The organism is Methylophilales bacterium MBRSF5 (assembly GCA_001044335.1).
Classification (GTDB): Bacteria; Pseudomonadota; Gammaproteobacteria; order Burkholderiales; family Methylophilaceae; genus BACL14.
This window is the reverse complement of record CP011001.1, coordinates 446,337-471,505: the sequence shown is the minus strand read 5'-3', so window position 1 is coordinate 471,505 and position 25,169 is coordinate 446,337. Positions and strand designations below refer to the sequence as shown.

Below are 25,169 nucleotides of genomic sequence, written 5' to 3'. Positions count from 1 at the left end.
ATGACTTACGTAGTAACAGAAAATTGTATTCAGTGTAAATATACGGATTGTGTAGATGTTTGCCCTGTTGATTGTTTTGTAGAAGGTCCAAACTTTCTAGCAATTGACCCGGAAGAATGCATAGATTGCACTTTATGTGTTGCTGAATGTCCAGCGGAAGCAATTTTTGCAGAGGATGACGTACCCGAAGATCAACTTGATTTTATTGAAATAAATGCAAAATTAGCAAAGGTTTGGCCGATTATCTCTGAAAGAAAAGATCCCCTTCCTGATGCTGATTCTTTTAATGGAAAAGAAGGTAAAAGGGAATTACTCATCGAGGAGTAATTCCTGATCCTTCCACGCCTGAGTTTTTGTAATTGTTATCAATCCTAAAGAGAAGATTACCAACATACCAATAGCCAAGGTGGCTAAAGATCCCCATATTATAGGTATTACCAGTCCTGCAACAACTGATGAGACTAGCATCTGACTAAAAGCCTGACCGGATGCGGCAGTCCCCCTCGCCTTAGGGAAACAATCTAATGCTTTTATTGAAATTAATGGCATTGCAGCCGCCATACCTATATTGTAGAGAGCAATTAAGCCAATATTGATAAATATAATACTTGGAAAAAATAAACAGAAAATCAAATTAATAGATGTAATTAATAGCATCCATAAATAAGCTATTTTTAACATTTTTGCTGGACTAATGATGCCTGCTGTTTTTTTTGAAATAAAAGATCCCAGTATCATCCCCGTAACCGTCGGTATAAATAGGTAACCAAATTGTGATGAGCTAAGATTTAAATGCTGCATTAAAAATATTGGGCTTGATAACACATATAGGAAGAAAGCAGAAAAATTGAATGAAACAGAGAGGATTAAAAAAATATAATTTTTATCAATCAACAAATCTTTGTACCTACTTAAAACAGATTCAAAATTAAAAGGAAGTCGATTCTGCTTACTAATGGTTTCTGGCAGAAAGTTGACTGAAAAAATAGTTATTAAGACTGAATAAATAATCAAAAAAATAAAAATGGCTTGCCAGCTTATTCCTAACAATAAGCCACCGACCATTGGCGCAATAGCAGGAGCAATACCAAAAATAATTTGAACTGTTGCCATTACTTTTTGTGCAGTTGCCCCACTGTAAAGATCCCTTACCATGGCTCGAGCCACTACATTACCGGCCCCGGCACCTACCCCCTGAATTAATCTACTTATCCAGAGTATCTCGATACTGGTTGCAAATACACATCCAATTGAACCAAGAATAAATAGTGACATACCATATTTAATTGTCTTAATTCTTCCAATCGAGTCAGATATGGCTCCATGAAAAATCGTCATGATGGTATAAGGCACTAAATAAAAAGTTAGTGTTTGTTGGATAAAGTTAGAATTTGTTGCAAGGTCGTCTTCCATAACCTCAAAGGCTGGAAGATAAGTATCAATTGCGAAAGGTGCTAGCGCAGTTAAGGAGGCTAGAATGAGAATTCTTGGATTAAGGAAAAACATGATTCATTATAAAGCTTATGGCATGGCTTTAAAATCTTTAAGTCTTTCTTTATGCTCTCCTTGAATTAACTCTTTTGAATTCTTATCGGTTCTAAAAATAATTGGTTGCGCCTGAAGTATTTCATTTTTAGAATCCTCAAGGGCTTGATCAATTAGATGTCTATGAGGTGATTTTGTACATATCGGATCAGCACCTTCCGCATCGCCAGAAAGCAAGAAAGCTTGGCATCGACAACCGCCTAAATCATTTTCTTTTTCAGAGCATGATCGACAAGGTTCTTTCATCCAATCATCCCCGCGATACTTATTGAATGCAGAAGAATCATACCAAATCTCGTTGAGCTGATCATTTTTAACATTTGGGAAGTCAATGTTAGGAAGCACTCTAGCAGAGTGACATGGGAGCACATCGCCATTAGCTGTCACAATCATAAATACTTCACCCCATCCATTCATACATTTTTTTGGTCTTTCAGCATAGTAATCAGGAACAACAAAAAAGATTTTCATCTTGTTGCCAATATACTCTCTAAACTCATTAGTAATTTTCTCAGCCTCATCGATCTGTTCTTTCGTAGGCATTAACTGATTTCTGTTAATAAGCGACCAGCCGTAATACTGTGTATTAGCTAATTCAACATAATCTGCACCAAGCTTCTCGGCCATTTCTAAGATTTCCTTGATATGGCCAATGTTATAGCGATGAATAACAACATTAAGGACCATCGGATAGCCACGATCTTTAATCATCGCTGCAACTTTTTGTTTTAATTTAAAGGTTTTTGTATCAGTAACAAAATTAGAAATCTCTTCGGTAATGTCATGCATAGATAACTGAATATGGTCTAACCCACCTGCCTTAAAGGCATCAATTCTCTTTTCTGTTAAACCAACGCCAGAAGTGATTAAATTAGAATAGTATCCCAATTGATTGGCTTCGGTAACGATATCCTCAATATCGTCTCTTAAAAGGGGTTCGCCACCCGAAATTCCAAGCTGTAAAGCTCCCATTTTTCTGGCATCTCGAAGTACCTTAATCCACTCATCAGTATTCAATTCATTTTTTGTATGATCTGCATAATCTGTTGGGTTGTAACAAAATGCACAATGGAGTGGGCACCGATATGTGATTTCAGCTAACAACCATAACGGTTGAGTTTGAGTGATATTTGCTTCAACGCCATTATTTAGAGTTGTCATAATTATTCCTTAGAAATCCAAGCTTTGTTAAGAGCAAATTCAAACATCGAAATAATATCTTTTTCAATGTCGCCAGCATCTTTAAACTTTTCTTTTAATAAAGTTACTACATTTTCTACGCTATTTTTACCATCAACAAGATTTAAAATTTCACCAGCACTTGGATTGAGCTTAATCATTCCTTCAGGGAATAAAATGACATAACAATTTTGTGCTTCTTCCCATTGGAATCTGTGGTGTGGAGCTATTTTATAAATATCTGATAATTCAATTTGTTGTGTCATATCAATATACCGGTTGTTTGAGATACTCTCTGCCATCCATAGTGATTTCTGATGACTGGAGCATGATTGAGTCTGCGATTACCCATAAAATATTTAACTTAAACTGAAGAATATCTAAAGCTTTCTCTTGCATTTCTCGTGATTGGCTAAAATAATCCAACGTTACATTTAAGCCTTGCTCAACATCTCGTCTTGCTTCTGTTAATCTTTTTTTAAAATACTTTAAACCCGACTCATCAATCCATGGATACATTTCTGGCCATGAACTAATTCTCTGCTGATGAATATGAGGTGCAAATAACTCAGTCAATGAAGAACACATCGATTCTTGCCAAGAGCGTTGTTTGCAAAAATTAACATAAGCATCAACAGCAAATTTCACACCTGGTGAAACATGCTTAAGGGATACCACATCTTCTCTGGATAATCCAACAGCACTGCCTAATTCGACCCAGGCTTCAATACCACCATAAGCATTTTCCATTGTTCCATCATGATCTGTGATTCGAACTATCCATTGTTTACGAGCTTCAACATCAGGACAGTTTGATAATATTGCTGCATCTTTAAGGGGGATGCTGATCTGATAATAAAAGCGATTTAACACCCATGCTTGTAACTGCTCTTTGCTTAGTTTGCCCTCATACATGGCAACATGAAATGGATGGTAAATATGATAACCCTGACCCTTGGTCCTAAGCTTTTGTTCGAACTCTTCTCTACTCCATGGTGCTTCCATTAAAAAACCTTTCTTGTATATCTAGATAATTATATCCATACCATCATAAGACACTTCAATACCATGAGAATTCAAAACTTGCCTCTCAGGAGAGTCCTCGCGAAGGATTGGGTTTGTGTTATTAATATGAATCAATATTTTTCTTGGCTTTTCAAGCGAGGTGAGCGTATCGATAATTCCACCTTTGCTGGATTGATCCAAATGACCCATCTCACTAGCTAACTTATCATTTATTCCAAAACGGGACATCTCGTCGTTTGTCCATACAGTTCCATCCACAAGAATGACATCAGCATTTTTCATAAAGTCATATACATGGTCTTCAATCACCCCAAGGCCTGGAGCATAAAATAAATTTTTACCTGTTTTTTTATCTAAAACACGGTAACCGACATTATCTCCGGGGACTGTATTGTGTCTGTGCGGTGAGTATGGTGGAGCTTCACTTTTTAGGGGGACTGCAGTAAATTCTAGATCATCAGCTTTAGGAATTTCAAAAGGCTTCAGATCAGTTTTGACTTCATGCCAATTAACTCCCCTAAAGTGACCTAAAATATTAAAGATTGGAAAACCAGTGGTCATATCCTCGTGAACAGACTTTGTACAATATATATCCCACGGTTTATCATGTTCTCTAAGAATTAATAATCCCGTTGTGTGATCAATTTGACCATCACAAATAATTATTGAAGCAATCCCAGTATCTCTCACTTTCCTTGCAGGTTGAAGAGGTGGAAATGACTCAATTTGAGCTCGGATATCTGGAGATGCATTAAAAAGAATCCAATCTTCACCATTACTACTCACAGTGATCGATGACTGTGTTCGAGCAGAAGATTTTATGTTGTGCTGCCTTAAACCTTTACAATTTTCACAATTACAATTCCACTGAGGGAAGCCACCTCCAGCACCAGAACCTAGAACTCTTATATGCATACAATACCCTTAAAAAAATAAGTGAAGAGTATGAAGTATTTTCGATTTAAAACTTAGGCATAAATATGCAAAAAAAACTCATGGATTTCATGAGATCAAATTAGATTTTTCTATTTAATATGGACGCAATTTGAGTTAATTCAGACATTAATGTTTTTAACTCACTTGCGTCAATTGCTTGATCAGCATCACACCAAGCCTCACAGGGAGTAGGATGCATTTCAACCAGCAATCCATCCGCTCCAGCAGCTATTGCTGCTCTGGCAAGTGATGGAACCATCCATGCTTTTCCACCAGCATGGGAAGGATCAATAATTACTGGTAAATGAGTTTCACGTTTCAATACAGGTACTGCAGTTACATCCATTACATTTCTATAAGATGTCTCAAAAGTTCTGATACCTCGCTCACAGAAAATAATATTGTGATTACCTCCTGAGGCAATATATTCAGCAGCCATGAGCCACTCAGATATAGTTGCGGACAATCCACGTTTTAAAATAACAGGTACATGTACTTTTCCAACCTCTTTCAGAAGCTCAAAATTTTGCATATTGCGTGTACCGATTTGAATGACATCAACCCCTTTTTCAAGAAAGGTATCCAGATGTCTTACATCTAGAAGCTCAGTCACTATGGGCAGGTCTTGTGCACTGGCTGCTTCTTTAAACATATCCAAACCTTCAAACCCTATTCCCTGAAAAGAATATGGGCTTGTTCTAGGCTTAAATGCACCTCCCCTCATCAAACGTACGCCAGCAGCTTTCACTGCTTTTGCTGCAGCAGCCATTTGTGAAGGTGTTTCTACGGAGCAGGGACCAGAAATAATTTGTATGTTTTCACCGCCAAGTAGGTGGCCATTGATATTTACAATTGTGTCTTCATTATGCCATTCTCTAGCGACAATTTTATATGGCTTTACGATGTGTAAAGCTTGCTGGACCCCAGGAAGTGACTCAAGTAATTCTGGATCAAGAATGCGTTCATCACCAATAGCGCCGATAACAGTTTTCTCAATACCCTTTGATACAGATGCGTCTAGACCTTTGTCTTTAATCTTATCGATAACATTATCAATCTGCTCTTGAGTGGCAGATTTATCCATCACAATTATCATTTAATCTTTCCCATAAATTCAGTCAAACAATTAATAAATATTTTATTCTCATCCTCTGTACCAATGCTAACTCTTAAGAATTCTGGCATACCGTAATTGGCAATTGGCCGTAATATGATACCTTTATTTAACAAATAATCATAACAACCACGCGCATTTTCATCACTCTTGAGTGAAAAGCTTATAAAATTTCCATAGCTTTTAATGTATTCAATACCAAGGTTATCAAAACTATTCTCTAAATATTTTTTTTGTTCTCTATTTTTTCTTGCACCTTCTATGACAAATTCAACATCCGATAGAGATAATAATGCAGCCATTTGAGCAATTGAATTAACATTGAATGGTTGCCTAATCTGATTAATCTTGGCAATGATTTCTTTTGAGGCAGCTCCAAAACCAACTCTAAGAGATGCTAATCCGTAAGCTTTCGAAAAACTTCTACTTATTAATAAATTTTTAAATTTATTTAACCATTTAAACGAATCCGATCTTTGATTTTCTTCTAAATATTCTTCATAAGCTTCATCCAACACAACTAGAATATGCTCTGGTACTTTTTCCAAGAAGTTAAGCAACAATGATTTATCTACTAAGGTTCCAGTTGGGTTATTGGGGTTAGCTACAAATATCAATTTTGTTTTAGATGTTATTTGTTTGAGAAAACCATCAAGATCATGAGCATAATCAATAGCAGGCACAGTCACTTCTCTTGCCCCAATAGCTTTTGTAACCAATCCATAAACCGCAAAGGCATGTTCAGAAAAAATTACTTCTGAGTCTTGATCTAAAACTACACGAGCAGCAAGCTCTAAAATATCATTTGATCCATTTCCAATTACAATTTGACTTGTTTCAAGCTCGAAATACTCTGAAATTTTATGAATTAACTTATAACCAGATCCATCAGGATATAGCTCATAATCATTAAATTTCAATAGAGCTTTTTTTACAGTAGGCGAGATGCCGTAAGGATTTTCATTCGAAGCTAATTTAATAATTTTATCTTCTGGAATGCCAATTTTTCTGGATAGCTCCTCAATTGGCATGCCGCCAATATACGGTTCAATATTATCTAGATTTTTTAAAAACTGTATTGTCATTAGATGAAAATTTAATATTTTGGATAGGAACCAAGATGCTTTAAAAAGCTTGCTTTTGACTCCACTTCAGCCAAGGATTTCTTTATCTTAGGATCATCATGATGACCATCCAAATCAATAAAGAAAACATACTCCCACATACCAATCTTTGCAGGTCTTGATTCAAGTTTGGTCATGCTTACTTTGTTTTTTGCGAATGGTTGAACTAGATCTGCTATGGCACCTGGTTTATTTTTTGTTGCAACAACGATTGAGGTTTTATCGTCACCACTTTTCTTCGTATCCTGTGAAGATAAGATAAGAAATCTTGTCGTATTTGTTTTTTCATCTTCAATATTTTCACGAATAACTTTTAAAGTATATAAACTTGCTGCTCTCTCACTAGCAATAGCTGCACTTCCCTTTTCCCTTTTTGCTAACCTGACACCTTCGGAATTACTAAACACAACTTGAGTTTCCACATTTGGTAAATGATTCATCAACCAGTTATGACATTGAGCAAGAGATTGACCGTGAGAATATACTTTTTTAATAGACTTTAAATTACTTACTGATGCCATCAAATTATGGTGAATAGGCAAAATCACTTCGCCACATATTTTAAGATCAGAGCTAAGAAGTAGATCAAGCGTACGGCTTACCGCACCTTCAGTGGAATTTTCCACCGGGACAACTCCGTACTGACTTTCATTTGATTGCACATTGCTAAATACCTCATCTATACTTGCTGCCGGAACAAAATGAATATTATTACCAAATCTTTTAATAGCAGCCTCTTCACTAAATGTGCCCTGAGGGCCTAAAAAACTCACTGCCAATTTTTTTTCAAGTGCCCTACAGCTTGAAATAATTGATGAGAAAATTGAACGAATCGATTCCGAGGATAATGGTCCCTTATTTTCTTCAATCAGCTTTCTGTATATTTGTGCTTCACGCTCAGGCTTATATATAACCCCGTCTTTCTTTAAGGTACCAATTTTTTTTGCGCAGTCAGCTCGCTTAGAAACAAGCTCTAATATTTTTTTATCTAAATTATCAATCGAGATTCTTAATTTATCCAGATTGCTCATTTGTTATTTTTCTCAAAATCATTCATAAAGTTTAATAATTCTTCAATACCTTCAATTGGCATGGCATTATAAATAGAAGCTCTAAGACCCCCCACCAGTCGATGGCCTTTTAACTGATATAGGCCAGCAGATTCTGCCTCCTCTACAAATTTCATGGTTAATTCATCACCCCTGATTCTAAAAGGGACATTCATTCTAGATCTATAATCATTTTTGATTTCATTATAATAAAAGTCCGAGTTATCAATGTAATCATAAAGTAATTTTGATTTTTTAATGTTTAATTTTTCGACTTCACTAAGACCACCACAACTTATTAGCCATGCAAACACTAAACCTGCCATATAAATACTATAAGTCGTAGGAGTATTAATCATTGAATCATTTTCTGACTGAATCTTCCAATTATAAGTAGTTGGAGTATCTATTCTTGAACGCTCAAGCAAGTCATCTCGAACGATTAAAATCGTTAAACCAGACGGTCCTATATTTTTTTGTGCTCCAGCATAAATGACTCCATATTTTGATATATCAACCTGTCTAGACAGAATTGTTGAGGACATATCAACTACTAAAGGAGCGTCAATGGTTGGAGTATTAAAATACTCAACCCCATGAATCGTCTCGTTCTGACAGAAATGAACGTAGCTATCATTTTGTGAAAAATTCCAATCACTAAATTCTGGTGGTGACACGTAATCTTCAGATTCTGAAGATGCAGCTAAATTAATATTTTGAAAGGCAAGTGCATCATTGTAAGTTCTTTTGGACCAATACCCAGACACCACATAAGATGCTGTCCCATTATCTAATAAGTTCATTGGTACCATAAAATTTTGAGTGATTGCTCCACCTTGTAAAAATAAGATGTGGTAATTTTTTGGTACTTGAAAAACTTTTCTTAAATCCTGTTCAGTTTTTCGAAAAATAGACATGTACTCTTTGCCGCGATGAGACATTTCCATGACAGACATGCCTGTGTTGTTCCAATTAAGGAATTCTTCTGAAGCCTTTTTCATGACCTCTGATGGCAACATTGAAGGTCCAGCTGAAAAATTAAATTTACATGGATTCTTTGCTAAACTTTGATGACTCACGAATCTATATCCCCATCCTCTTCATCATGATGTTCGCTTTCAGCTACCTTCTCCAACCCTCTCAACTTCTCATCATCACCAAGATTAATAAGGGTTACTCCTTGAGTGGCACGACCAAGTTCACGTATTTCACTTACTCTAGTTCTAATTAAAACTCCACCGGTTGTAATTAACATTAATTCATCATGATCGTCAACAAGTTTCGCACCAACCACCTGGCCATTTCTATCGCTCACTTGGATTGCTTTAACACCTTGCGTCCCTCTTCCGGATCTTCTAAACTCTGACAGCTGTGTTCTTTTTCCATAGCCATTCTCTGTAGCCACCATAACTGACTGTGCTTCATTTTCCGCTATTAACAATGATAATACTTCACCGCCATCAGTCAGCTTCATACCCCTCACACCCCTGGCGTTTCTTCCCATACTTCTAACATCAGATTCACCAAACCACACTGCCTTACCGTGATTAGATACTAAAACAATATCATTTTCACCCTTGGTTATTCCAGCACCAATCAAATAATCCCCATTGTCCAACTTAATGGCAATAATTCCTGATTTTCTTGGATTGGAGAAATCTGATAGAGGTGTTTTCTTAACAGTTCCTTTGGCTGTAGCCATGAATATGTACTCATTATCAACAAATTCCTTGACCGTTAATATTGCATTAATTTTTTCACCAGGCATAAGAGGGAATAAGTTCACTATTGGCTTGCCACGACTGACTCTGCTTCCCTGAGGAACTTCATAAACCTTCAACCAATAGACTTGCCCGCGACTTGAAAAACATAAGATATTGTCGTGGGAATTCGCAACAAACATCTGATCTATAAAATCATCATCTTTTGTTGCCGTAGCTTGCTTACCACGACCACCTCGTTTTTGAGCACGATAATCATCAAGTGCTTGAGCTTTAATATATCCAGTATGCGATAAAGTCACTACCATGTCTTGAGGTGCAATCAGATCCTCGATTGACAAATCCTCTGCATTTTCAACTATCTCACTTCGTCTGTCATCACCGAATGTATCTTTAATTTCTTCAAGCTCAGTTTTTATAATAGTAGTTACACGATCTGGCTTGTTAAGAATATCTATTAAATCGGCAATAACGTCCATTATTTCTTTATATTCGCTAACAATCTTATCTTGTTCAAGACCTGTCAATCTTTGCAGTCTCATTTGCAGAATTTCTTGTGCCTGAATGTCAGATAACTTATAGCCATTTTCTTTTAAGCCATAGACTGACAATAAACCCTCTGGCCTGTATTGTGTGGCATCACCTTTCTTAAGCATTGATGATACAACGGTTGATTTCCACTCTCTTTGCATTAATTCAGTCTTTGCTTCTAATGGAGATGGGGATGATTTAATTATCTTAATCATCTCATCAACGTTCTCTAATGCTACCGCTAAACCCTCAAGAATATGTCCTCTTTCTCGAGCCTTTCTTAATTCAAAAACAGTTCTTCGTGTGATGACCTCTCGCCTATGATTTAAGAAAGCATCTAGGACTTGTTTTAGATTTAACAGCTTCGGTTGACCATCAATTAATGCCACCATGTTAATTCCAAATGAATCTTGTAATTGAGTTTGTTTATAAAGATTATTTAAAACTACATCAGGTATTTCACCTCTTTTTAATTCAATAACAACTCTCATTCCTGATTTGTCCGATTCATCTCTTAAATCAGAAATTCCTTCAAGTTTTTTATCGTTGACTAATTCTGCAATTTTCTCGAGTAAGTTTTTCTTATTCACTTGGTAAGGAAGTTCATCAATAATGATTACCTCTCTCTTGCCCTTATCAGTTTCTTCAAAATGGGTTCTGGCCCGCATTACAACTCTGCCACGTCCAGTTCGATATCCCTCCTTAATTCCTGAATTTCCATGAATAATGCCTGCCGTTGGAAAGTCAGGACCAGGGATAAAGTTTAAAAGCTCATCAATTGATATGTTTGGGTTATCAAGAATTTCTACGCAAGCGTTGATTACTTCAGTCAAATTATGAGGGGGAATATTGGTTGCCATCCCAACAGCAATGCCAGAACTACCATTAATCAGTAGATTTGGTATTCTTGTAGGCATAATTAATGGTTCATTTTCTGATCCATCATAGTTTGGCCCAAAATCCACAGTGTCTTTATCAATATCCGCGAGAAGTTCGTGTGATATCTTCGACATCCTAATTTCAGTATATCGCATAGCCGCGGCATTGTCGCCATCAATGGAACCAAAGTTACCTTGACCGTCGACGAGCATGTATCTCAAGCTAAAATCTTGTGCCATCCTAACGATAGTGTCGTATGCGGCTGTATCTCCATGGGGATGGTATTTACCAATCACATCACCAACAATTCTTGCAGACTTTTTATATGGTCGGTTGTAGCTATTACTGAGTTCATGCATTGCATACAAGACACGTCTATGAACAGGTTTTAATCCATCTCGAACATCAGGAAGTGCCCTTCCAACGATAACGCTCATGGCGTAATCGAGATAGGATTTTTTCATTTCATCTTCAAGGCTTACAGGTAAAGTTTCTTTGGCAAATTGATTCATAATATTGACTGAAAAATTAGTTTGTTATTCCATTACATTTTAGCACGGCTGTGCTCATTTATAGGCGGTTATTAGGCTTAGAATGTAGGTTTTTTAGATGTTTAAATCAGCAATAATGTCATCAATATGTTCTAACCCAACAGCGATACGAACTAAACCATTATCAATGCCCGCATCATCTCTTTGTTCTTGAGTTAAGCGAGAGTGAGTCGTTGTCGCTGGATGAGTGATGGTCGTTTTTGTATCACCTAAATTAGCTGTGATGGACATTAACTTTGTTTTATTGATGATTTTCCATGCAGCCTTTTGTCCACCTTTTACAACAAATGATAAAACAGCACCGCCAGAGGATTGTTGTGCTAAGGACGTGTTATGTTGTGGATGACTTTTTAGACCGGGATAGTAAACTTTTGCAATGTTTTTATTTTTTTCAAGATAATTTGCCAGTTTGATTGCATTATCAGATTGTTGGTCCATTCTAATTTTTAATGTTTCTAAGCCTTTTAAAAATACCCATGCATTAAAAGGACTGAGAGAAACTCCTGAATTTCTTAAAAAGGTATAAACCTGATTCATTAGTCTTTTTTTACCAAGAACAGCACCGCCCAGACATCTTCCCTGGCCGTCTAAATACTTTGTTGCTGAATGAATAATGATGTCAGCGCCGAGATCAATTGGTTTTTGTAAGGCTGGAGTACAAAAACAATTGTCTACAATTAATTTAACCTTTTTTGATTTAGCCAATTGAGATAATTTTTTTAAGTCTACAATTTCTGTTAATGGGTTTGAAGGGGTTTCTAAAAAATAAAATTTAGTATTTTTTGTAGTTGCTGCTTCCCAAGCATTCAAATCAGGTAGGTCAACAAAGCTAATATTTAGCCCCCACTTAGCTAAAAAATTATTGAACAATTGAACAGAAGTACCAAATATACTTTTGGATACAACCACATGATCCCCTGGTTTACAAAGAGCCATAAATGCAGCCAGAATTGCAGACATTCCAGAGGACGTTGCAATACATTGCTCTGCACCTTCAAGTGATGCCAGCCTTTCTTCAAAAGCTTTTACTGTTGGATTGGTAAATCGACTGTAGACATTCCCTGGTTCCTCACCAGAAAAACGTTTTGCTGCCTCTTGTGCATTCTTAAAAACAAAACTTGATGTAAGAAATAATCCCTCAGAATGTTCTCCAAACTGAGATCGTTCAATTCCTGCTCGTACCGCATCAGTTTCAAAATTTTTATTTTTATTTTTATTTTTCATAACTCTGTTTAACAGAATTCCTCAGTTTAGCTAAATTATGTTTGCGCTAGCAAGCTGGTGCAAATCAACGCGATGTCATTATCTAAAAAAAAGCTGAGTCGGTCAACTAAAGCTCAAGAACCTCGTCGACGTCATCACTATCTTGATTAGTGATTAAATTTAAATCAAGTTGGGTAATTGAGTTTTTTGGTTTAAAGCTGGCTGATGAATCTGCCCTTACTGACTCAATCAAATTAAGATAATTTTCATCAATGTCATCCGTGACGTAACGACCATCAAAACAAGATGCATCAAACTCAGTCAATTGTTTATTTTCTTTGGTCACATTCTTTTTTAGGGCATCTAACTCCTGATATATCACACCATCGGCACCAATTTCCTCACAGATCTCAGCCTCTGATTTATCAAAAGCAATCAGTTCATTGCGAGATGGCATGTCAATCCCATACACATTTGGAAATTTTACTGGTGGCGCAGCGGAGGCCAGAAAAACTTTCTTTGCACCTGCGTCACGAGCCATTTCAACAATTTCTTTTGATGTGGTTCCTCTGACGATTGAATCATCGATCAGCAGCACACTTTTCCCTTTGAATTCAATTGTAATTGGATTTAATTTTTGTCTGACTGATTTTTTTCTTGTTTCCTGACCGGGCATGATAAATGTACGACCTATGTATCTATTCTTAACAAACCCCTCTTTAAAATCTGTTTTTAACTTTTGCGCAACTTGCAAAGCTGTAGGTCTACTGGTGTCTGGAATAGGAATCACTACATCAATCTTTTCATCTTTTAGTACAGATTTAATTTTTTCTGCTAATGTTTCCCCCATATTTAGACGAGTTTGATAAACAGAAACCCCATCGATTACCGAATCAGGTCTTGCCAGATATACATACTCAAAGATACAAGGGCTAACTTTCTTATCACTCACACATTTTTTTGAATAAAAATTTCCATTAAGATCAATAAATATTGCCTCTCCCGGTTCTACGTCTCTCAATAACTCAAAACCTAATACATCTAAAGCCACACTCTCTGAAGCAACAATGTATTCTGGACCATCACCCATTTCTCTTTTACCCACAACCAAAGGTCTAATTCCATGGGGATCTCTAAAGGCAAGTAAACCAAAGTTAGCAATCATGGATACAACCGCAAAAGCACCACTACATCTGCTATATAGAGAGGTAACAGCATCAAATATCATATCCGTTGTAAGCACGCTTTTTTTAGATGAATCAACAAGCTCATGAGCCAATACGTTTATGAGAACCTCAGAATCAGAGTTGGTATTGATATGTCTTAAATCTTGTTTAAACATATCTTGTTTTAGCTTGCTAGAGTTAGTTAAATTACCATTATGACCAAGTACAATGCCGTAAGGTGAGTTTACATAGAATGGTTGAGCTTCAGCTGCCGAAGAAGATCCAGCCGTCGGATACCTAGCATGAGCTATTCCCGCATTTCCAATCAAATTTCTCATATGCCGGGTTTGAAATACGTCTTTTACGAGGCCATTATTTTTATGCATGTAAAATCTATTGCCGTCTGTGGTAACAATTCCGGCGGCATCTTGACCTCTATGCTGCAATACTAAAAGTCCATCATATAGCATCTGATTGACAGGGTTATTAGAAACAATTCCAATGACTCCACACATTAGATGAGCTCCTCCGTTACGATTGCATAGTTATATTCTACATGGGTAGACTGATAATTTGGTAAATACTCCAAAACAAATGAAAATATAGGATCTAAAAGGGGAATGAGTAAGGACTCTGCGGGGTCTATTAAATTTATAAAAGGAATAAGTTGATTCAAATAAAGGATAACTAAAACTATCACTAAACCTCTTGCAATACCAAAGACAAAACCAAAAAACCTATTCACAATAGAAAGACCCGCAAGTTTTAAGATTTTACTAATTAACTTTATTAAAATTGAAGTTAATATTAAAGTAGAAACAAATATCAAAATAAAAGCCGAAATAATTAAGAAATCAGACTTATTTTCTATTGGAACGATACTCGCTAATAAGTTATCAAAGTTAGATGCCAAGTAGAAAGACAAAACTAAACCAGTAAGTGATAAGACTTCTTTAATTAATCCACGGTACACGCCATAAACCGAGGAAACGATTAATAACGTTAAGATGAAATAATCAAATGGGCTCATGAATTATATTTTTTTATAATCCCGCTAAATTTATTAGTCTTTAAAATTTCAAGAGCACTTTCTGCTTCACCATAAGACTCGAAAATCCCAGTTTTAACCCGATACTTTTTTTTGCCATCAAGCACAACAGCCTCAAGTGTGCAATCAATACCTAAGGACTGTATAGATGATAAGAGTTTAGAAGTGTTTTCTTTATCTGAAAAAATACCAATTTGAATAAAAAAATTATCCACTTCAAGATTTTCTGATGATTGATCAACATCATTATTAATGGAACTACCGCCTTCATCGATAAATGAAATTTTTATGTTTTGGCTGTTAGTTGATGAGCGGTCTTCAAGAAAAAAATAAGAGAAGATAAGTAAACCTACCAATATTATTAATGCACCCAATAATCTTTTTTTTGCTTTTTTAAGCTGAATCGCTTCTGAGAAAGGATCTTCATTACTCGGCATAATTACCCTCAAAAATCTCACTGATTACACAAAAACTTCCGAACACAACTATTCTATCATCATTTAAAGCCTTATTTAATGCTAACTCATAAGCTTTTTTAATAGAATCTGCAGAATCAAAAGTATAATTATTCTTCTCAAGATGTTGTTCAATAAAAGATAATTTTTGTGCTCTTGGACTACTAAGCTCTGAGACTAGCCATTCGGAATCATAAGTAAATTTTTCAAATAATTTAATAATTGATGAGATATCTTTATCTTTTAAAGCTGAAAATACAAAGTAAGTTTTTTTATTACCGAGTTTTAAGAGGGAGTGAACTAAATTTTTTACGCTATCAAGGTTATGTGCCACATCGATTATAACTTCAGGTTTTGTAGAAATTCTATAAAACCGTCCAAAAAAATCCTGCTGCAACAATTCCTCTTTTAAATTAGAAGTAAACTCAGTTAATCCAAGCTGATGGAGGGAGAAAATTGCACACGAAAGATTCTTTTGTTGGACATAAGTTAATTGGCTTTTATCAAATGGGATAATGTTGCTATCGAAGTCTTTATTAAAAAAATAAGGAATTGAATTAATTTCTGATGCTTGGTTTTTTAAAATATCAATACAATTTTCATCCCCTATGACACAAGGTTTAGTTGCCCTCATTACACCTGATTTTTCAACTGCTATCTTCTCCAATGTATCCCCTAAATATTCAGTATGATCCAATCCTATTGATGTGATCACAGAAATATCAGGTTCAAAAGCATTCACAGCATCAAGTCTACCGCCTAAGCCCACTTCCAATATAGCGATATCAATATTGTGATTATCAAATATTAATATAGCTGCTAATGTGGTAATCTCAAAAAAAGTAAGTGAATCACTATCATCAAAACCTAAAATATATTCCATAGATTGAAGAATTTCAGATTCGGAACACTTTTCACTATTAATTATAATTCTTTCGTTAAAGTCAAAAAAATGAGGTGAGGTATATAGACCAATTTTATAATTACTATGTTTTAAAATTTGGTTAATATAAAAGCACACGCTGCCTTTTCCATTTGTTCCAGCAACAGTAATGATTTTAAAATTTGGGTTTAGAGTGAGTTTTTGTTTGAATTCCTGAACTCTGTTTAATGACAAATCAATTGGATTGCTATGCCGAGTTTCCAGACTTTTGAGAAGGAGATTTAATTTTTCCTTCAAGAATTATTTATGTAGTTTAGAGATTATATTAACAAGTGATTTTCGCATTTCTCTTCGATCAACAATAAAATCAATTGCGCCATGTTCTAGCAAAAATTCTGCTCTTTGAAATCCAGTCGGTAATTTTTCTCTAACAGTTTGTTCGATAACTCGTGGGCCAGCAAAACCAATTAAGGCATTAGGCTCAGCAATAATAATGTCGCCAAGCATAGCAAAACTTGCAGACACTCCACCCATAGTTGGGTCAGTTAAGATTGAAATGAAAGGTATTTTCTCTTTACTTAACTTAGTTAATGCAGCGCTTGTTTTAGCCATTTGCATTAGGGAAAAAAGACCCTCCTGCATCCTTGCGCCTCCGCTGGCGGAGAAACAAAGAAATGGTGTTTTATTCTCAATGGCATAATCAATAGCTCGCACAAATTTCTCACCAACGACAGACCCCATTGATCCGCCCATAAAGGAAAATTCAAATGCAGCAGCTGTTATATTCAAAGACTCAATTTTTCCATTAATTACGATTAATGCATCTGCAGTTTTGTGTTTGTCCTGTGCCTCCTTAAGTTTTTCATCATAGGGTTTTGAGTCGACAAATCCAAGAGGGTCTTTAGGTAAAATATCTGTAAAAATTTCGCGCTGACCTATGGAATCAAATAGCAGCTTTAATCTCTCTCTAGCAGGGAGTCTATGATGGTGATCACATTTTGGACACACATAAAGATTTTTTTCTAAGTCACTATTATAAAGTGTAGTTTGGCATGAACTGCATTTATGCCACACTCCATCAGGAACTCTCTTTTTTTGAGAACCAACAATTCTTTTAATTTTAGGAGGAATGACGTTCTTTAACCAACTCATTTAAATGGCCTCGCGAATAGATTTAATAATCTTTGAAATATTTTCCAGCATATTATCTTGATTAGATTTTTCAATCTCTTGAATAATTCTGCTACCAATGACAATGGCGTCAGAAAAGCTGGCAACGGCTTTTGCTGTTTCTGGATCCCTTACTCCGAAACCGACACCCACTGGCAAATCCGCTAATGACTTAATTTCAGCAACACGGTGTTTCACTTGGTCAATATCAATGTTTTGAGCTCCAGTGACACCCTTCAATGAAACATAATATAAAAAACCAGAAGCTTGTTTGATGATTTGTTTAATTCTTTCTTTTTCAGTCGTGGGTGCTAATAAAAAAATGGCATCAATGTCATTTTCTCTAAGTTTAGTGACATATTCATTTGACTCTTCATGTGGGTAATCGACTGTAATAATTCCATCTATATCAGCCTCTTTGCATAATCTTAAAAACTCATCTAAACCAATTGCCTCAATAGGGTTGGCATATCCCATCAAGATAAGCGGAGTGTCTGGGTCGGAGCTTCTAAATTCTTTTGCTATTTCAAATGTTTTTCTTATTCCAACATTGTTTGCCAGCGCCCTTTCGCTTGCCCTTTGAATCACAGGTCCATCTGCCATTGGATCCGAAAATGGGATGCCTAGCTCAATCATGTCCGCGCCTGAATCTACCAGTTGATGAAGAATTTTTTTTGTCATTTCAACAGATGGATCACCAGCAGTGATAAAAGGGATTAATGCTTTTTTATTATTAGATTTTAATAATGAAAATGTTTTTGTAATTCTACTCATGATTTTAAATTTTTATACCGGCAATATTAGCTATTGTATTAATGTCTTTATCCCCTCTTCCAGAAAGATTTACCAAAATTGTTTTGTCTTTAGGGAGTTCCTTTGCCAGTTTTTCTGCATAAGCTATAGCATGGCTTGTCTCGAGAGCAGGGATAATACCCTCTGTTTTACATAGATTGTGGAAGGCTGCAAGAGCCTCATCATCATTCACGGCCACATACTCAGCTCTGCCAGTATCTTTAAGCCACGAGTGTTCTGGACCAACACCCGGGTAATCTAAACCTGCTGAAACAGAATGTGTCTCTATAATTTGCCCCTCTTCATTTTGCATCATGTAAGTTCTGTTTCCGTGAAGGACTCCTACCGGACTATTTGCAGTTAATGGAGCTGCATGTTTACCTGTATCAATACCATGTCCTGCTGCCTCAACACCAATCAATCTAGTTTCTTTATATGGAATATATGGATAAAAAATACCCATCGCATTTGAACCACCACCGACGCATGCAATAACTGCGTCAGGCTGTTTACCCTCCAAGTCATCCATTTGTCCAATAGCCTCTTTGCCAACAACAGAATTGAAGTCCCTGACCATCATTGGATATGGATGAGGGCCAGCCACTGTACCTATGATATAAAAAGTATTGCTAACATTTGTTACCCAGTCTCTAAGTGCTTCATTAAGCGCATCTTTTAGAGTTTTCGATCCACTCTCGACAGGTACCACTTTAGCTCCCAATAATTTCATTCTATAGACATTCGGGCTTTGTCTTTTAACATCTTCAGCGCCCATATACACCACACACTCAAGTCCAAGACGAGCAGCTATAGTCGCTGTAGCCACGCCATGTTGACCTGCTCCAGTTTCAGCAATAACCCTGGGTTTACCCATTTTTTTTGCTAACAAAGCCTGTCCTACTGTATTGTTCACCTTGTGAGCACCTGTATGGTTGAGGTCTTCTCTTTTGAAATAAATTTTTGCCCCACCTATTTTATGAGTTAATCTCTCAGCAAAATAAATTGGGCTCGGTCTGCCAACAAAATGTTTTAAGTCGTGATGAAATTCATTTAAGAACTCTTTGTCGTCCTTGAATTGGTTATACATTTCTTTGAGTTCATCAAGTGCCTCAATTAATGTTTCAGCTACGAACGTTCCACCATAGGGGCCAAAGTGACCATTTTGATCAGGGAAATTATAATTATCCATTTTTCACAACCTTAATAAATTGTTTCATAAGCTCTTCGCTTTTTTTACCTTTCGTTTCACTTTCCACCCCACCACTTACATCAACCGCGTAGGGTAGGTATTCTTTTATGAGTGTTGATACATTGTTAGGCTTCAGTCCCCCTGCAATTATAATTGGTTTTTTTAAATTTCTTGGAATTAGGGACCAATCAAAAGACTTACCTGTACCGCCAAAGTGATCTGTATCAAAAGTATCAAGCAGAATTGCTGATGCGTCAACAAAATCGTCACATATTTTTTCAATATTTGTATCTTTTTTGACAGAAATAACTTTAATAAAAGGAAACTGAAATGAAGAACAAAACTCAGGGGTTTCAGATCCGTGAAATTGAATGATGTCTATAACATTTTCACTAATTGCTGAACGAACAAATTCGGCTTCAGGATTCACAAACAATCCAACTTTTGTAATGAAAGGGGGAAGTGTCCGGTTAATTTGGATTGCCTGATCGATCGAGCAAAATCTTGGACTGTCATTATAAAACACATAACCAATTGCATCAGCGCCTGCATTACTAGCATTTATTGCATCACTGCAATTGGTAATACCACATATTTTTACTTTTACGTTATTCATATAATGACTGTATTTTTTAAATCAACTATCTTGAATTTCTTTTCATACTTAATGTTGGCAAGGTAAAGACCATTTGGTGAAAATGTATTCGATGCCTTCGTTCTATCCTTAACCTCAAATAGATATTGTACATAATCCAATGGCTTTTTTCCTGAAACGACATCTAAAATAACGCTCATCATATTTCTAATCTGGTGATGAAGGAATCCATCAGCTGTAAATTTAAAGAGGATAAAATTTTCTTTTTTTTGGTAGCTGGCACCATGCATAATTCTGATAGGCTTTTTTGATTGACACTCGCTTGATCGAAAACTAGTAAAGTCATGTTTTCCAATAAATTCTTTTAATACTTTATCCAGAAGTTTAAAGTTTATTTCATAGCCATAATGGCCTGCCTTTTGATGCCAAATGGCTGAAGGTGAATCATTGTAATGAAGTAAGTACTGATACTCTCTCTCCATGACGTTAAACCGTGCATGAAAATTCTTATCAACTTCCGAGACCCATTTGATAGAAATATCTTGAGGCAAAAAAGAATTAGCCCCCTTTTTCCATGAGTTTAAAGACCTTTGTGATTCTGTATCAAAATGAAATACTTGTCCAAGTGCATGAACACCGGCGTCCGTTCTGCCTGACGCTTCAATCTTGACATCATGGTTAGCAATCTTTGATAAAGCTTTTTGAATACACAATTGTATGGTGTTTAGATTGGGCTGAATTTGAAATCCAGCGTAATTTGTTCCTAGGTATTCGACAATGGCTGCAATTCTCATGCGATAAATAAAACTAAAAAGTAACAAAAAACAAATAAATAACCAAAATGATTCAGTTCAAATGTATCTATCTTAATTTTCAGATTTTCTTGAGAAAATAAAAAAGCCCCAAATGATTTTACAGGACTTCTGTAATTAAATTTTTTACGAGAAAATATTCTGAAATAACTAAAAGTTAAGATTATTATCTTATACAGTTTGTTAACATTCAAACCCAAATATTTAAATGGGTATACAAAGTACATGATTGAATTGACCACCTCAATTTCTTGGGTTTTTACTAAATAAATTTTTGCAAGTAAAAAGATGTTCATTAAGAGCAATGACTGTTTTAATCCTGCATAAAATCCATCATAAGTAACCGAAAAATTATAAAACTGAGCTGCTATTTCCCCAGGGATTGAAAGAGGGTAGATAATAAAAATACTCACAAGGAAATATTTTATTTTTAAGAAAAAAACGAATGGATTGTATTTAATGAAAAAACAAACCAATATTAGAAAAAGGAGGAGGTAGAAATTAAAAGCTATTGATAAGTAATATATGAACTTGAGAGATGTCAGGGTAGCTAATAATTTGAGAAGCTCAATCACTAATTAAAATGAGTTTTTATCCTCACGAGATAAATTATCTATAATATCAGATTGATTATTTTGAGAATTATCATTTATTCCAGATGAAAAAATAGTCCTTTCAGCTCTTCTCTTTGAAGATATAAAGAAGATAGCTCCCGCCACAACAACCACAAGAAAGAGTAACACTAAAACTATCATCAGATTGTCATTTTGATTAGCTTCGTCTTCAATTAGGACAGTTTCATTGATATCGGAATCTGCCGAAATTGAAGAGGTGAATACATCTTCATCACTTTCCTTAACATCATCAAGAACAATTTCTTCAATTTCAAAATCACTTCCCTCGATATCGATTACTTCATTTTGTTTCGAAATTTCATCCATAGTTTGTTTATCTATGGTTTTTTGCTGCTCAGGTTCTATACTGTCAACTTGAGCCTGGCTCAGTTTTTTTAATTTCTGTTCTGCTTCAGCAAGCTTCTGTTCTAGATTCTCAATTTTTTCTTTTTCAATATTATTCTCTACTTTCTTAGTAGACTTGTTTTCCTTAGCTTTTGGTTGTGTTAATTTCTTCCATTCATCATTTTGAGATTTTAAAATTTTTCTTGCCTCTAAATGACTTAAATCAGAAAAATAAGATTTGTTTGGGATTGTTAAAACTTGATTTTTATTTAATCCGTTAATGTTTCCTTCAGCAAATGCCTTTCTATTATTTTGATATATGCCTACGACCATTTGCTCTAATGTAATTCCTGATAGACTATTTTCACGACCAATTTGGTACAAAGTTTTTCCTGGTACAGATTTGACTGTTTTTAGCTCATCAATTTCTTGATCATCAAGGTCCTCTTCTTTGGAGTTCACAACTGATTCCTTAACATCCTCTTTTTTAGCAGTCTCTTGTTTTTCTTCTACCACCTCTTCTTTTTGGTCTTCAGTTAAGTCAATTTTTTCTTCTACGTTTTTATATGAATCAATTTCACGTTTTTTTCCTTCAGCCAAATCTTTTGCAGGAAGTTTATTGTTATCTTTCTTTACAGAGTCTTTTTCAAGGGTTTCGTTAATCATCTTGTCCATCGGGTCTGGTGGATCAAGCAGCACTGTGTATTCACGATAATTTCTACCCTTAGGTGAATCAATCTGGATTAACAAATCTAGGAAAGGGTCTTTAACCGGCTTATCACTTTTTAATTTTAAGTAAATCTTACCCTCAGAGTTTTTTACAAAATTAGCATCAATGTTGGCATGGACAGGAAGTCTTTCAATACCCTGGGATTCAAAGTCTTCTTTTGAGGCAATGCTCGGCACTAACTCAGTCACATCGTCAGCCTTAGTTAGAATGACCTCAATATCAGCATTCAGAGGTTGTTCTTGTTTCGAGTTGATCGATATTTTTCCTAGCTGCAACGCTTGAGCTGAAAAAATAAATGTGAATGCAGTAGCAAAAAGAAATAATTTAATTAATCTGATCATTTGTTGGATATTATACTCAAGATTCGTCTTAATGGTTCAGCCGCACCCCATAATAATTGATCCCCTATGGTAAATAGAGAGATCATATTGCTATCAAGGTTAAGTTTTTTTATCCGACCTACTAAAATATCTAACTTACCAGATGCATTGGTTGGAGATAACTGATTTATGGTCGCATCTCGTTCATTAGTAATTAATTTTACCCACTGGTTTCCTGCAGAAATTTTTTCATTAATCTGCTCAATTGATAAATTTTCCTTCATTTTGATCGTTAACGCTTGGCTATGACATCTCATGGTACCAATTCGAACACATAATCCATCAACCTTGACTGGTGCGTATTGTGATTCCAGAATTTTCAAGGTCTCATTTTGTCCTTTCCACTCCTCCTTGCTACTACCATTTTTAAGATCTGAGTCAATCCATGGAATTACACTACCGGCAAGAGGTACCCCAAAATTATTTATGGGCATATTTTTATCTAACATTGCACTAGTTATTTTATGATCTATATCAAGAATTGATCCTTGTCGATTCTCTAACATATCAGAGACTGAGTTAAATAAATAACCCATTTGAGACAAGAGCTCTCTCATGTTATTTGCCCCAGCACCACTCGCTGCCTGATAGGTCATGGATGAGACCCATTCAACTAAGTTTTCTTTAATTAATCCATGAATGGCAAGCAGCATAAGCGAAACGGTACAATTTCCACCAACCCATGTCTTGGCACCATCTGAGTGAGATTTGTCGATCAAATCTGAGTTAATTGGATCAAGCACAATAACTGCATTTTTTTCCATTCTAAGATGTGATGCTGCATCGATCCAGTGTCCGTCCCAGTTTTGATTTTTTAACTTGTCGTATACATCTATCGTAAATTGACTACCTTGACATGTGAGGATGACATCCATATTCGATAGCTCCTCAAGATTATTAGCATCAATAAGATATTCTGATTCTGCAAAATCAAAAGGACATTTTTCGCCAGCCTGTGAAGTTGAAAAGAAAAAAGAGGTGTAATTTTTAAAATCATTTTCCTCGAGCATTCGTTGCATTAGAACTGATCCAACCATGCCTCTCCAGCCAACAAAACCAACTTTTAACTTATTCATTTATAAATTTCCTAAAATACGGTCACCCATCTCTTCGCATCCAATTTTTGTAGAGTTGTCATCCATTATGTCAGCAGTTCGATAACCTTGTTGAAGTGTTTTTTCAACCGCCTCTTCGATCCTAATGGCTTCATTAGGCTGTTTAAAAGTGTATTTATACATCATAGCTGCTGATAAAATCGTGGCAATTGGGTTTGCAATGTCTTGACCAGCTATATCTGGAGCCGAACCATGACTTGGCTCATATAAGCCTTTGTTATTAATATCTAAGGATGCAGAAGGAAGCATGCCAATAGAACCTGTCAGCATGGATGCCTCATCAGATAAAATATCTCCAAAAATATTTCCTGTAACCATTACGTCAAATTGTTTTGGTGCCCTGACTAATTGCATTGCCGCGTTATCCACATACATATGTGACAAAGATACATCTGGATAATTTGCTGATAAATCTACCATCACTTCTCGCCAAAGCTCTGTTGTCTCAAGTACATTGGCTTTGTCTACAGAACATAATTTTTTATTTCTTAATTGAGCAAGCTGAAAAGCAATATTTCCTATCCTGCGGATCTCACTCTCAGAATAACGCATGGTATTAATACCCTCACGTTCTCCGTTTTTAAGGTTATGAATTCCCCTTGGCTGGCCAAAATAAATGTCCCCAGTTAATTCACGTACTATTAAGATATCTAAGCCAGAAACAATATTAGGTTTAAGTGAAGACGCATCCACTAACTGATCAAACAGCATGGCAGGTCTTAAATTGGCGAATAAATTAAGCTCCGACCTTATTCGCAATAATCCCCTCTCTGGCCTCAACTCTCTTGGTAATTGATCGTACTTCCAATCTCCGACTGAACCCATCAGAATAGCATCTGCGTCTTTAGCTTTTTGGAGGGTAGTTTGTGGTAATGGATCCCCATCAGCATCATAACCAGCGCCTCCTATGGGTGCCTCATCAATATTAAAATTAGGAGACAATGCCTTAATTATCTTTACAGCTTGTTTTGTTATTTCTGGACCGATACCATCACCGGGTAGGGTTAATATGTTCAT

At 35.8% G+C, this 25,169-nt stretch carries 24 protein-coding genes and 1 pseudogene; 1 reads left to right on the top strand and 24 read right to left on the bottom strand.

The window, feature by feature from the left end:
* Positions 1–327: a ferredoxin gene (locus UZ34_02560; GenBank protein ID AKO64328.1), complete on the top strand. Its 327-nt coding sequence runs from the start codon at positions 1–3 to the stop codon at positions 325–327.
* Here the strand turns inward: UZ34_02560 and UZ34_02555 are convergent.
* From UZ34_02555 to UZ34_02440, 24 genes and pseudogenes are all read right to left on the bottom strand, one after another.
* Complete coding sequence (locus UZ34_02555; GenBank protein ID AKO64327.1) at positions 310–1,506, bottom strand: multidrug transporter CflA; 1,197 nt, start codon at positions 1,504–1,506, stop codon at positions 310–312. The genes UZ34_02560 and UZ34_02555 overlap by 18 nt on opposite strands.
* A 15-nt stretch (positions 1,507–1,521) precedes the next feature.
* Entirely contained in the window at positions 1,522–2,706 is a 1,185-nt protein-coding gene (locus tag UZ34_02550) for a pyrroloquinoline quinone biosynthesis protein PqqE (protein AKO64326.1), read from the bottom strand.
* Positions 2,707–2,708: 2 nt separating this feature from the next.
* Complete coding sequence (locus tag UZ34_02545) at positions 2,709–2,990, bottom strand: pyrroloquinoline quinone biosynthesis protein PqqD (GenBank protein AKO64325.1); 282 nt, start codon at positions 2,988–2,990, stop codon at positions 2,709–2,711.
* Between the two features lies 1 nt (position 2,991).
* Positions 2,992–3,729: a pyrroloquinoline quinone biosynthesis protein PqqC gene (locus UZ34_02540; GenBank protein ID AKO64324.1), complete on the bottom strand. Its 738-nt coding sequence runs from the start codon at positions 3,727–3,729 to the stop codon at positions 2,992–2,994.
* A gap of 21 nt (positions 3,730–3,750) precedes the next feature.
* Positions 3,751–4,665, bottom strand: a complete 915-nt coding sequence (locus UZ34_02535) for a pyrroloquinoline quinone biosynthesis protein PqqB (GenBank protein AKO64323.1) — start codon at positions 4,663–4,665, stop codon at positions 3,751–3,753.
* 100 nt (positions 4,666–4,765) lie between these two features.
* Positions 4,766–5,782, bottom strand: coding sequence for a 3-deoxy-7-phosphoheptulonate synthase (locus UZ34_02530; protein ID AKO64322.1), 1,017 nt, complete (start codon positions 5,780–5,782; stop codon positions 4,766–4,768).
* Positions 5,779–6,885: an aspartate aminotransferase gene (locus UZ34_02525; protein ID AKO64321.1), complete on the bottom strand. Its 1,107-nt coding sequence runs from the start codon at positions 6,883–6,885 to the stop codon at positions 5,779–5,781. The genes UZ34_02530 and UZ34_02525 overlap by 4 nt, the downstream gene beginning before the upstream one ends.
* Positions 6,886–6,896: 11 nt before the next feature.
* The gene (locus tag UZ34_02520; protein AKO64320.1) at positions 6,897–7,955 is read right to left on the bottom strand and encodes a prephenate dehydratase; all 1,059 of its coding nucleotides are present in this window, start codon (positions 7,953–7,955) and stop codon (positions 6,897–6,899) included.
* Positions 7,952–8,992, bottom strand: a complete 1,041-nt coding sequence (locus tag UZ34_02515) for an MFS transporter (protein ID AKO65140.1) — start codon at positions 8,990–8,992, stop codon at positions 7,952–7,954. Before UZ34_02515 ends, UZ34_02520 begins: the two co-directional genes overlap by 4 nt.
* A 56-nt stretch (positions 8,993–9,048) precedes the next feature.
* Positions 9,049–11,616, bottom strand: a complete 2,568-nt coding sequence (locus tag UZ34_02510) for a DNA gyrase subunit A (protein AKO64319.1) — start codon at positions 11,614–11,616, stop codon at positions 9,049–9,051.
* Between the two features lie 93 nt (positions 11,617–11,709).
* Positions 11,710–12,879: an O-succinylhomoserine sulfhydrylase gene (locus UZ34_02505; protein AKO64318.1), complete on the bottom strand. Its 1,170-nt coding sequence runs from the start codon at positions 12,877–12,879 to the stop codon at positions 11,710–11,712.
* Positions 12,880–12,985: 106 nt separating this feature from the next.
* The gene (locus UZ34_02500) at positions 12,986–14,539 is read right to left on the bottom strand and encodes an amidophosphoribosyltransferase (protein AKO64317.1); all 1,554 of its coding nucleotides are present in this window, start codon (positions 14,537–14,539) and stop codon (positions 12,986–12,988) included.
* A 158-nt stretch (positions 14,540–14,697) separates the two neighbouring features.
* Positions 14,698–15,054, bottom strand: a pseudogene (locus tag UZ34_02495) (hypothetical protein).
* Positions 15,051–15,509, bottom strand: coding sequence for a hypothetical protein (locus UZ34_02490; GenBank protein ID AKO64316.1), 459 nt, complete (start codon positions 15,507–15,509; stop codon positions 15,051–15,053). Before UZ34_02490 ends, UZ34_02495 begins: the two are co-directional and overlap by 4 nt.
* Positions 15,499–16,707 (bottom strand): hypothetical protein, encoded by a 1,209-nt coding sequence (locus tag UZ34_02485; protein AKO64315.1) that lies wholly within the window; start codon positions 16,705–16,707, stop codon positions 15,499–15,501. The genes UZ34_02490 and UZ34_02485 overlap by 11 nt, the downstream gene beginning before the upstream one ends.
* Before the next feature lie 3 nt (positions 16,708–16,710).
* Positions 16,711–17,562 carry an acetyl-CoA carboxylase subunit beta gene (locus tag UZ34_02480; protein AKO64314.1) on the bottom strand — a complete coding sequence of 284 codons (852 nt, stop codon included), beginning with the start codon at positions 17,560–17,562 and terminating at the stop codon, positions 16,711–16,713.
* Positions 17,563–18,354: a tryptophan synthase alpha chain gene (locus tag UZ34_02475; protein ID AKO64313.1), complete on the bottom strand. Its 792-nt coding sequence runs from the start codon at positions 18,352–18,354 to the stop codon at positions 17,563–17,565.
* A 4-nt stretch (positions 18,355–18,358) separates the two neighbouring features.
* Positions 18,359–19,561, bottom strand: coding sequence for a tryptophan synthase subunit alpha (locus tag UZ34_02470; protein ID AKO64312.1), 1,203 nt, complete (start codon positions 19,559–19,561; stop codon positions 18,359–18,361).
* Positions 19,554–20,177 (bottom strand): N-(5'-phosphoribosyl)anthranilate isomerase, encoded by a 624-nt coding sequence (locus tag UZ34_02465; protein AKO64311.1) that lies wholly within the window; start codon positions 20,175–20,177, stop codon positions 19,554–19,556. The genes UZ34_02470 and UZ34_02465 overlap by 8 nt, the downstream gene beginning before the upstream one ends.
* The gene (locus tag UZ34_02460) at positions 20,174–20,950 is read right to left on the bottom strand and encodes a hypothetical protein (GenBank protein AKO64310.1); all 777 of its coding nucleotides are present in this window, start codon (positions 20,948–20,950) and stop codon (positions 20,174–20,176) included. Before UZ34_02460 ends, UZ34_02465 begins: the two co-directional genes overlap by 4 nt.
* Positions 20,947–21,381: a hypothetical protein gene (locus UZ34_02455; GenBank protein ID AKO64309.1), complete on the bottom strand. Its 435-nt coding sequence runs from the start codon at positions 21,379–21,381 to the stop codon at positions 20,947–20,949. Before UZ34_02455 ends, UZ34_02460 begins: the two co-directional genes overlap by 4 nt.
* 165 nt (positions 21,382–21,546) lie before the next feature.
* Positions 21,547–22,998 carry a hypothetical protein gene (locus tag UZ34_02450; GenBank protein ID AKO64308.1) on the bottom strand — a complete coding sequence of 484 codons (1,452 nt, stop codon included), beginning with the start codon at positions 22,996–22,998 and terminating at the stop codon, positions 21,547–21,549.
* Entirely contained in the window at positions 22,995–24,113 is a 1,119-nt protein-coding gene (locus UZ34_02445; GenBank protein AKO64307.1) for an aspartate-semialdehyde dehydrogenase, read from the bottom strand. Before UZ34_02445 ends, UZ34_02450 begins: the two co-directional genes overlap by 4 nt.
* Positions 24,114–25,169, bottom strand: a complete 1,056-nt coding sequence (locus UZ34_02440) for a 3-isopropylmalate dehydrogenase (protein AKO64306.1) — start codon at positions 25,167–25,169, stop codon at positions 24,114–24,116.

Bases quoted from the DNA above. Each gene is read 5' to 3' on its own strand.
- UZ34_02560 (AKO64328.1), top strand. From the start codon at position 1: ATGACTTACGTAGTAACAGAAAATTGTATTCAGTGTAAATATACGGAT.
- UZ34_02555 (AKO64327.1), bottom strand. From the start codon at position 1,506: ATGTTTTTCCTTAATCCAAGAATTCTCATTCTAGCCTCCTTAACTGCG.
- UZ34_02550 (AKO64326.1), bottom strand. From the start codon at position 2,706: ATGACAACTCTAAATAATGGCGTTGAAGCAAATATCACTCAAACTCAA.
- UZ34_02545 (AKO64325.1), bottom strand. From the start codon at position 2,990: ATGACACAACAAATTGAATTATCAGATATTTATAAAATAGCTCCACAC.
- UZ34_02540 (AKO64324.1), bottom strand. From the start codon at position 3,729: ATGGAAGCACCATGGAGTAGAGAAGAGTTCGAACAAAAGCTTAGGACC.
- UZ34_02535 (AKO64323.1), bottom strand. From the start codon at position 4,665: ATGCATATAAGAGTTCTAGGTTCTGGTGCTGGAGGTGGCTTCCCTCAG.
- UZ34_02530 (AKO64322.1), bottom strand. From the start codon at position 5,782: ATGATAATTGTGATGGATAAATCTGCCACTCAAGAGCAGATTGATAAT.
- UZ34_02525 (AKO64321.1), bottom strand. From the start codon at position 6,885: ATGACAATACAGTTTTTAAAAAATCTAGATAATATTGAACCGTATATT.
- UZ34_02520 (AKO64320.1), bottom strand. From the start codon at position 7,955: ATGAGCAATCTGGATAAATTAAGAATCTCGATTGATAATTTAGATAAA.
- UZ34_02515 (AKO65140.1), bottom strand. From the start codon at position 8,992: ATGTTGCCATCAGAGGTCATGAAAAAGGCTTCAGAAGAATTCCTTAAT.
- UZ34_02510 (AKO64319.1), bottom strand. From the start codon at position 11,616: ATGAATCAATTTGCCAAAGAAACTTTACCTGTAAGCCTTGAAGATGAA.
- UZ34_02505 (AKO64318.1), bottom strand. From the start codon at position 12,879: ATGAAAAATAAAAATAAAAATAAAAATTTTGAAACTGATGCGGTACGA.
- UZ34_02500 (AKO64317.1), bottom strand. From the start codon at position 14,539: ATGTGTGGAGTCATTGGAATTGTTTCTAATAACCCTGTCAATCAGATG.
- UZ34_02490 (AKO64316.1), bottom strand. From the start codon at position 15,509: ATGCCGAGTAATGAAGATCCTTTCTCAGAAGCGATTCAGCTTAAAAAA.
- UZ34_02480 (AKO64314.1), bottom strand. From the start codon at position 17,562: ATGAGTTGGTTAAAGAACGTCATTCCTCCTAAAATTAAAAGAATTGTT.
- UZ34_02475 (AKO64313.1), bottom strand. From the start codon at position 18,354: ATGAGTAGAATTACAAAAACATTTTCATTATTAAAATCTAATAATAAA.
- UZ34_02470 (AKO64312.1), bottom strand. From the start codon at position 19,561: ATGGATAATTATAATTTCCCTGATCAAAATGGTCACTTTGGCCCCTAT.
- UZ34_02465 (AKO64311.1), bottom strand. From the start codon at position 20,177: ATGAATAACGTAAAAGTAAAAATATGTGGTATTACCAATTGCAGTGAT.
- UZ34_02460 (AKO64310.1), bottom strand. From the start codon at position 20,950: ATGAGAATTGCAGCCATTGTCGAATACCTAGGAACAAATTACGCTGGA.
- UZ34_02450 (AKO64308.1), bottom strand. From the start codon at position 22,998: ATGATCAGATTAATTAAATTATTTCTTTTTGCTACTGCATTCACATTT.
- UZ34_02445 (AKO64307.1), bottom strand. From the start codon at position 24,113: ATGAATAAGTTAAAAGTTGGTTTTGTTGGCTGGAGAGGCATGGTTGGA.
- UZ34_02440 (AKO64306.1), bottom strand. From the start codon at position 25,169: ATGAACATATTAACCCTACCCGGTGATGGTATCGGTCCAGAAATAACA.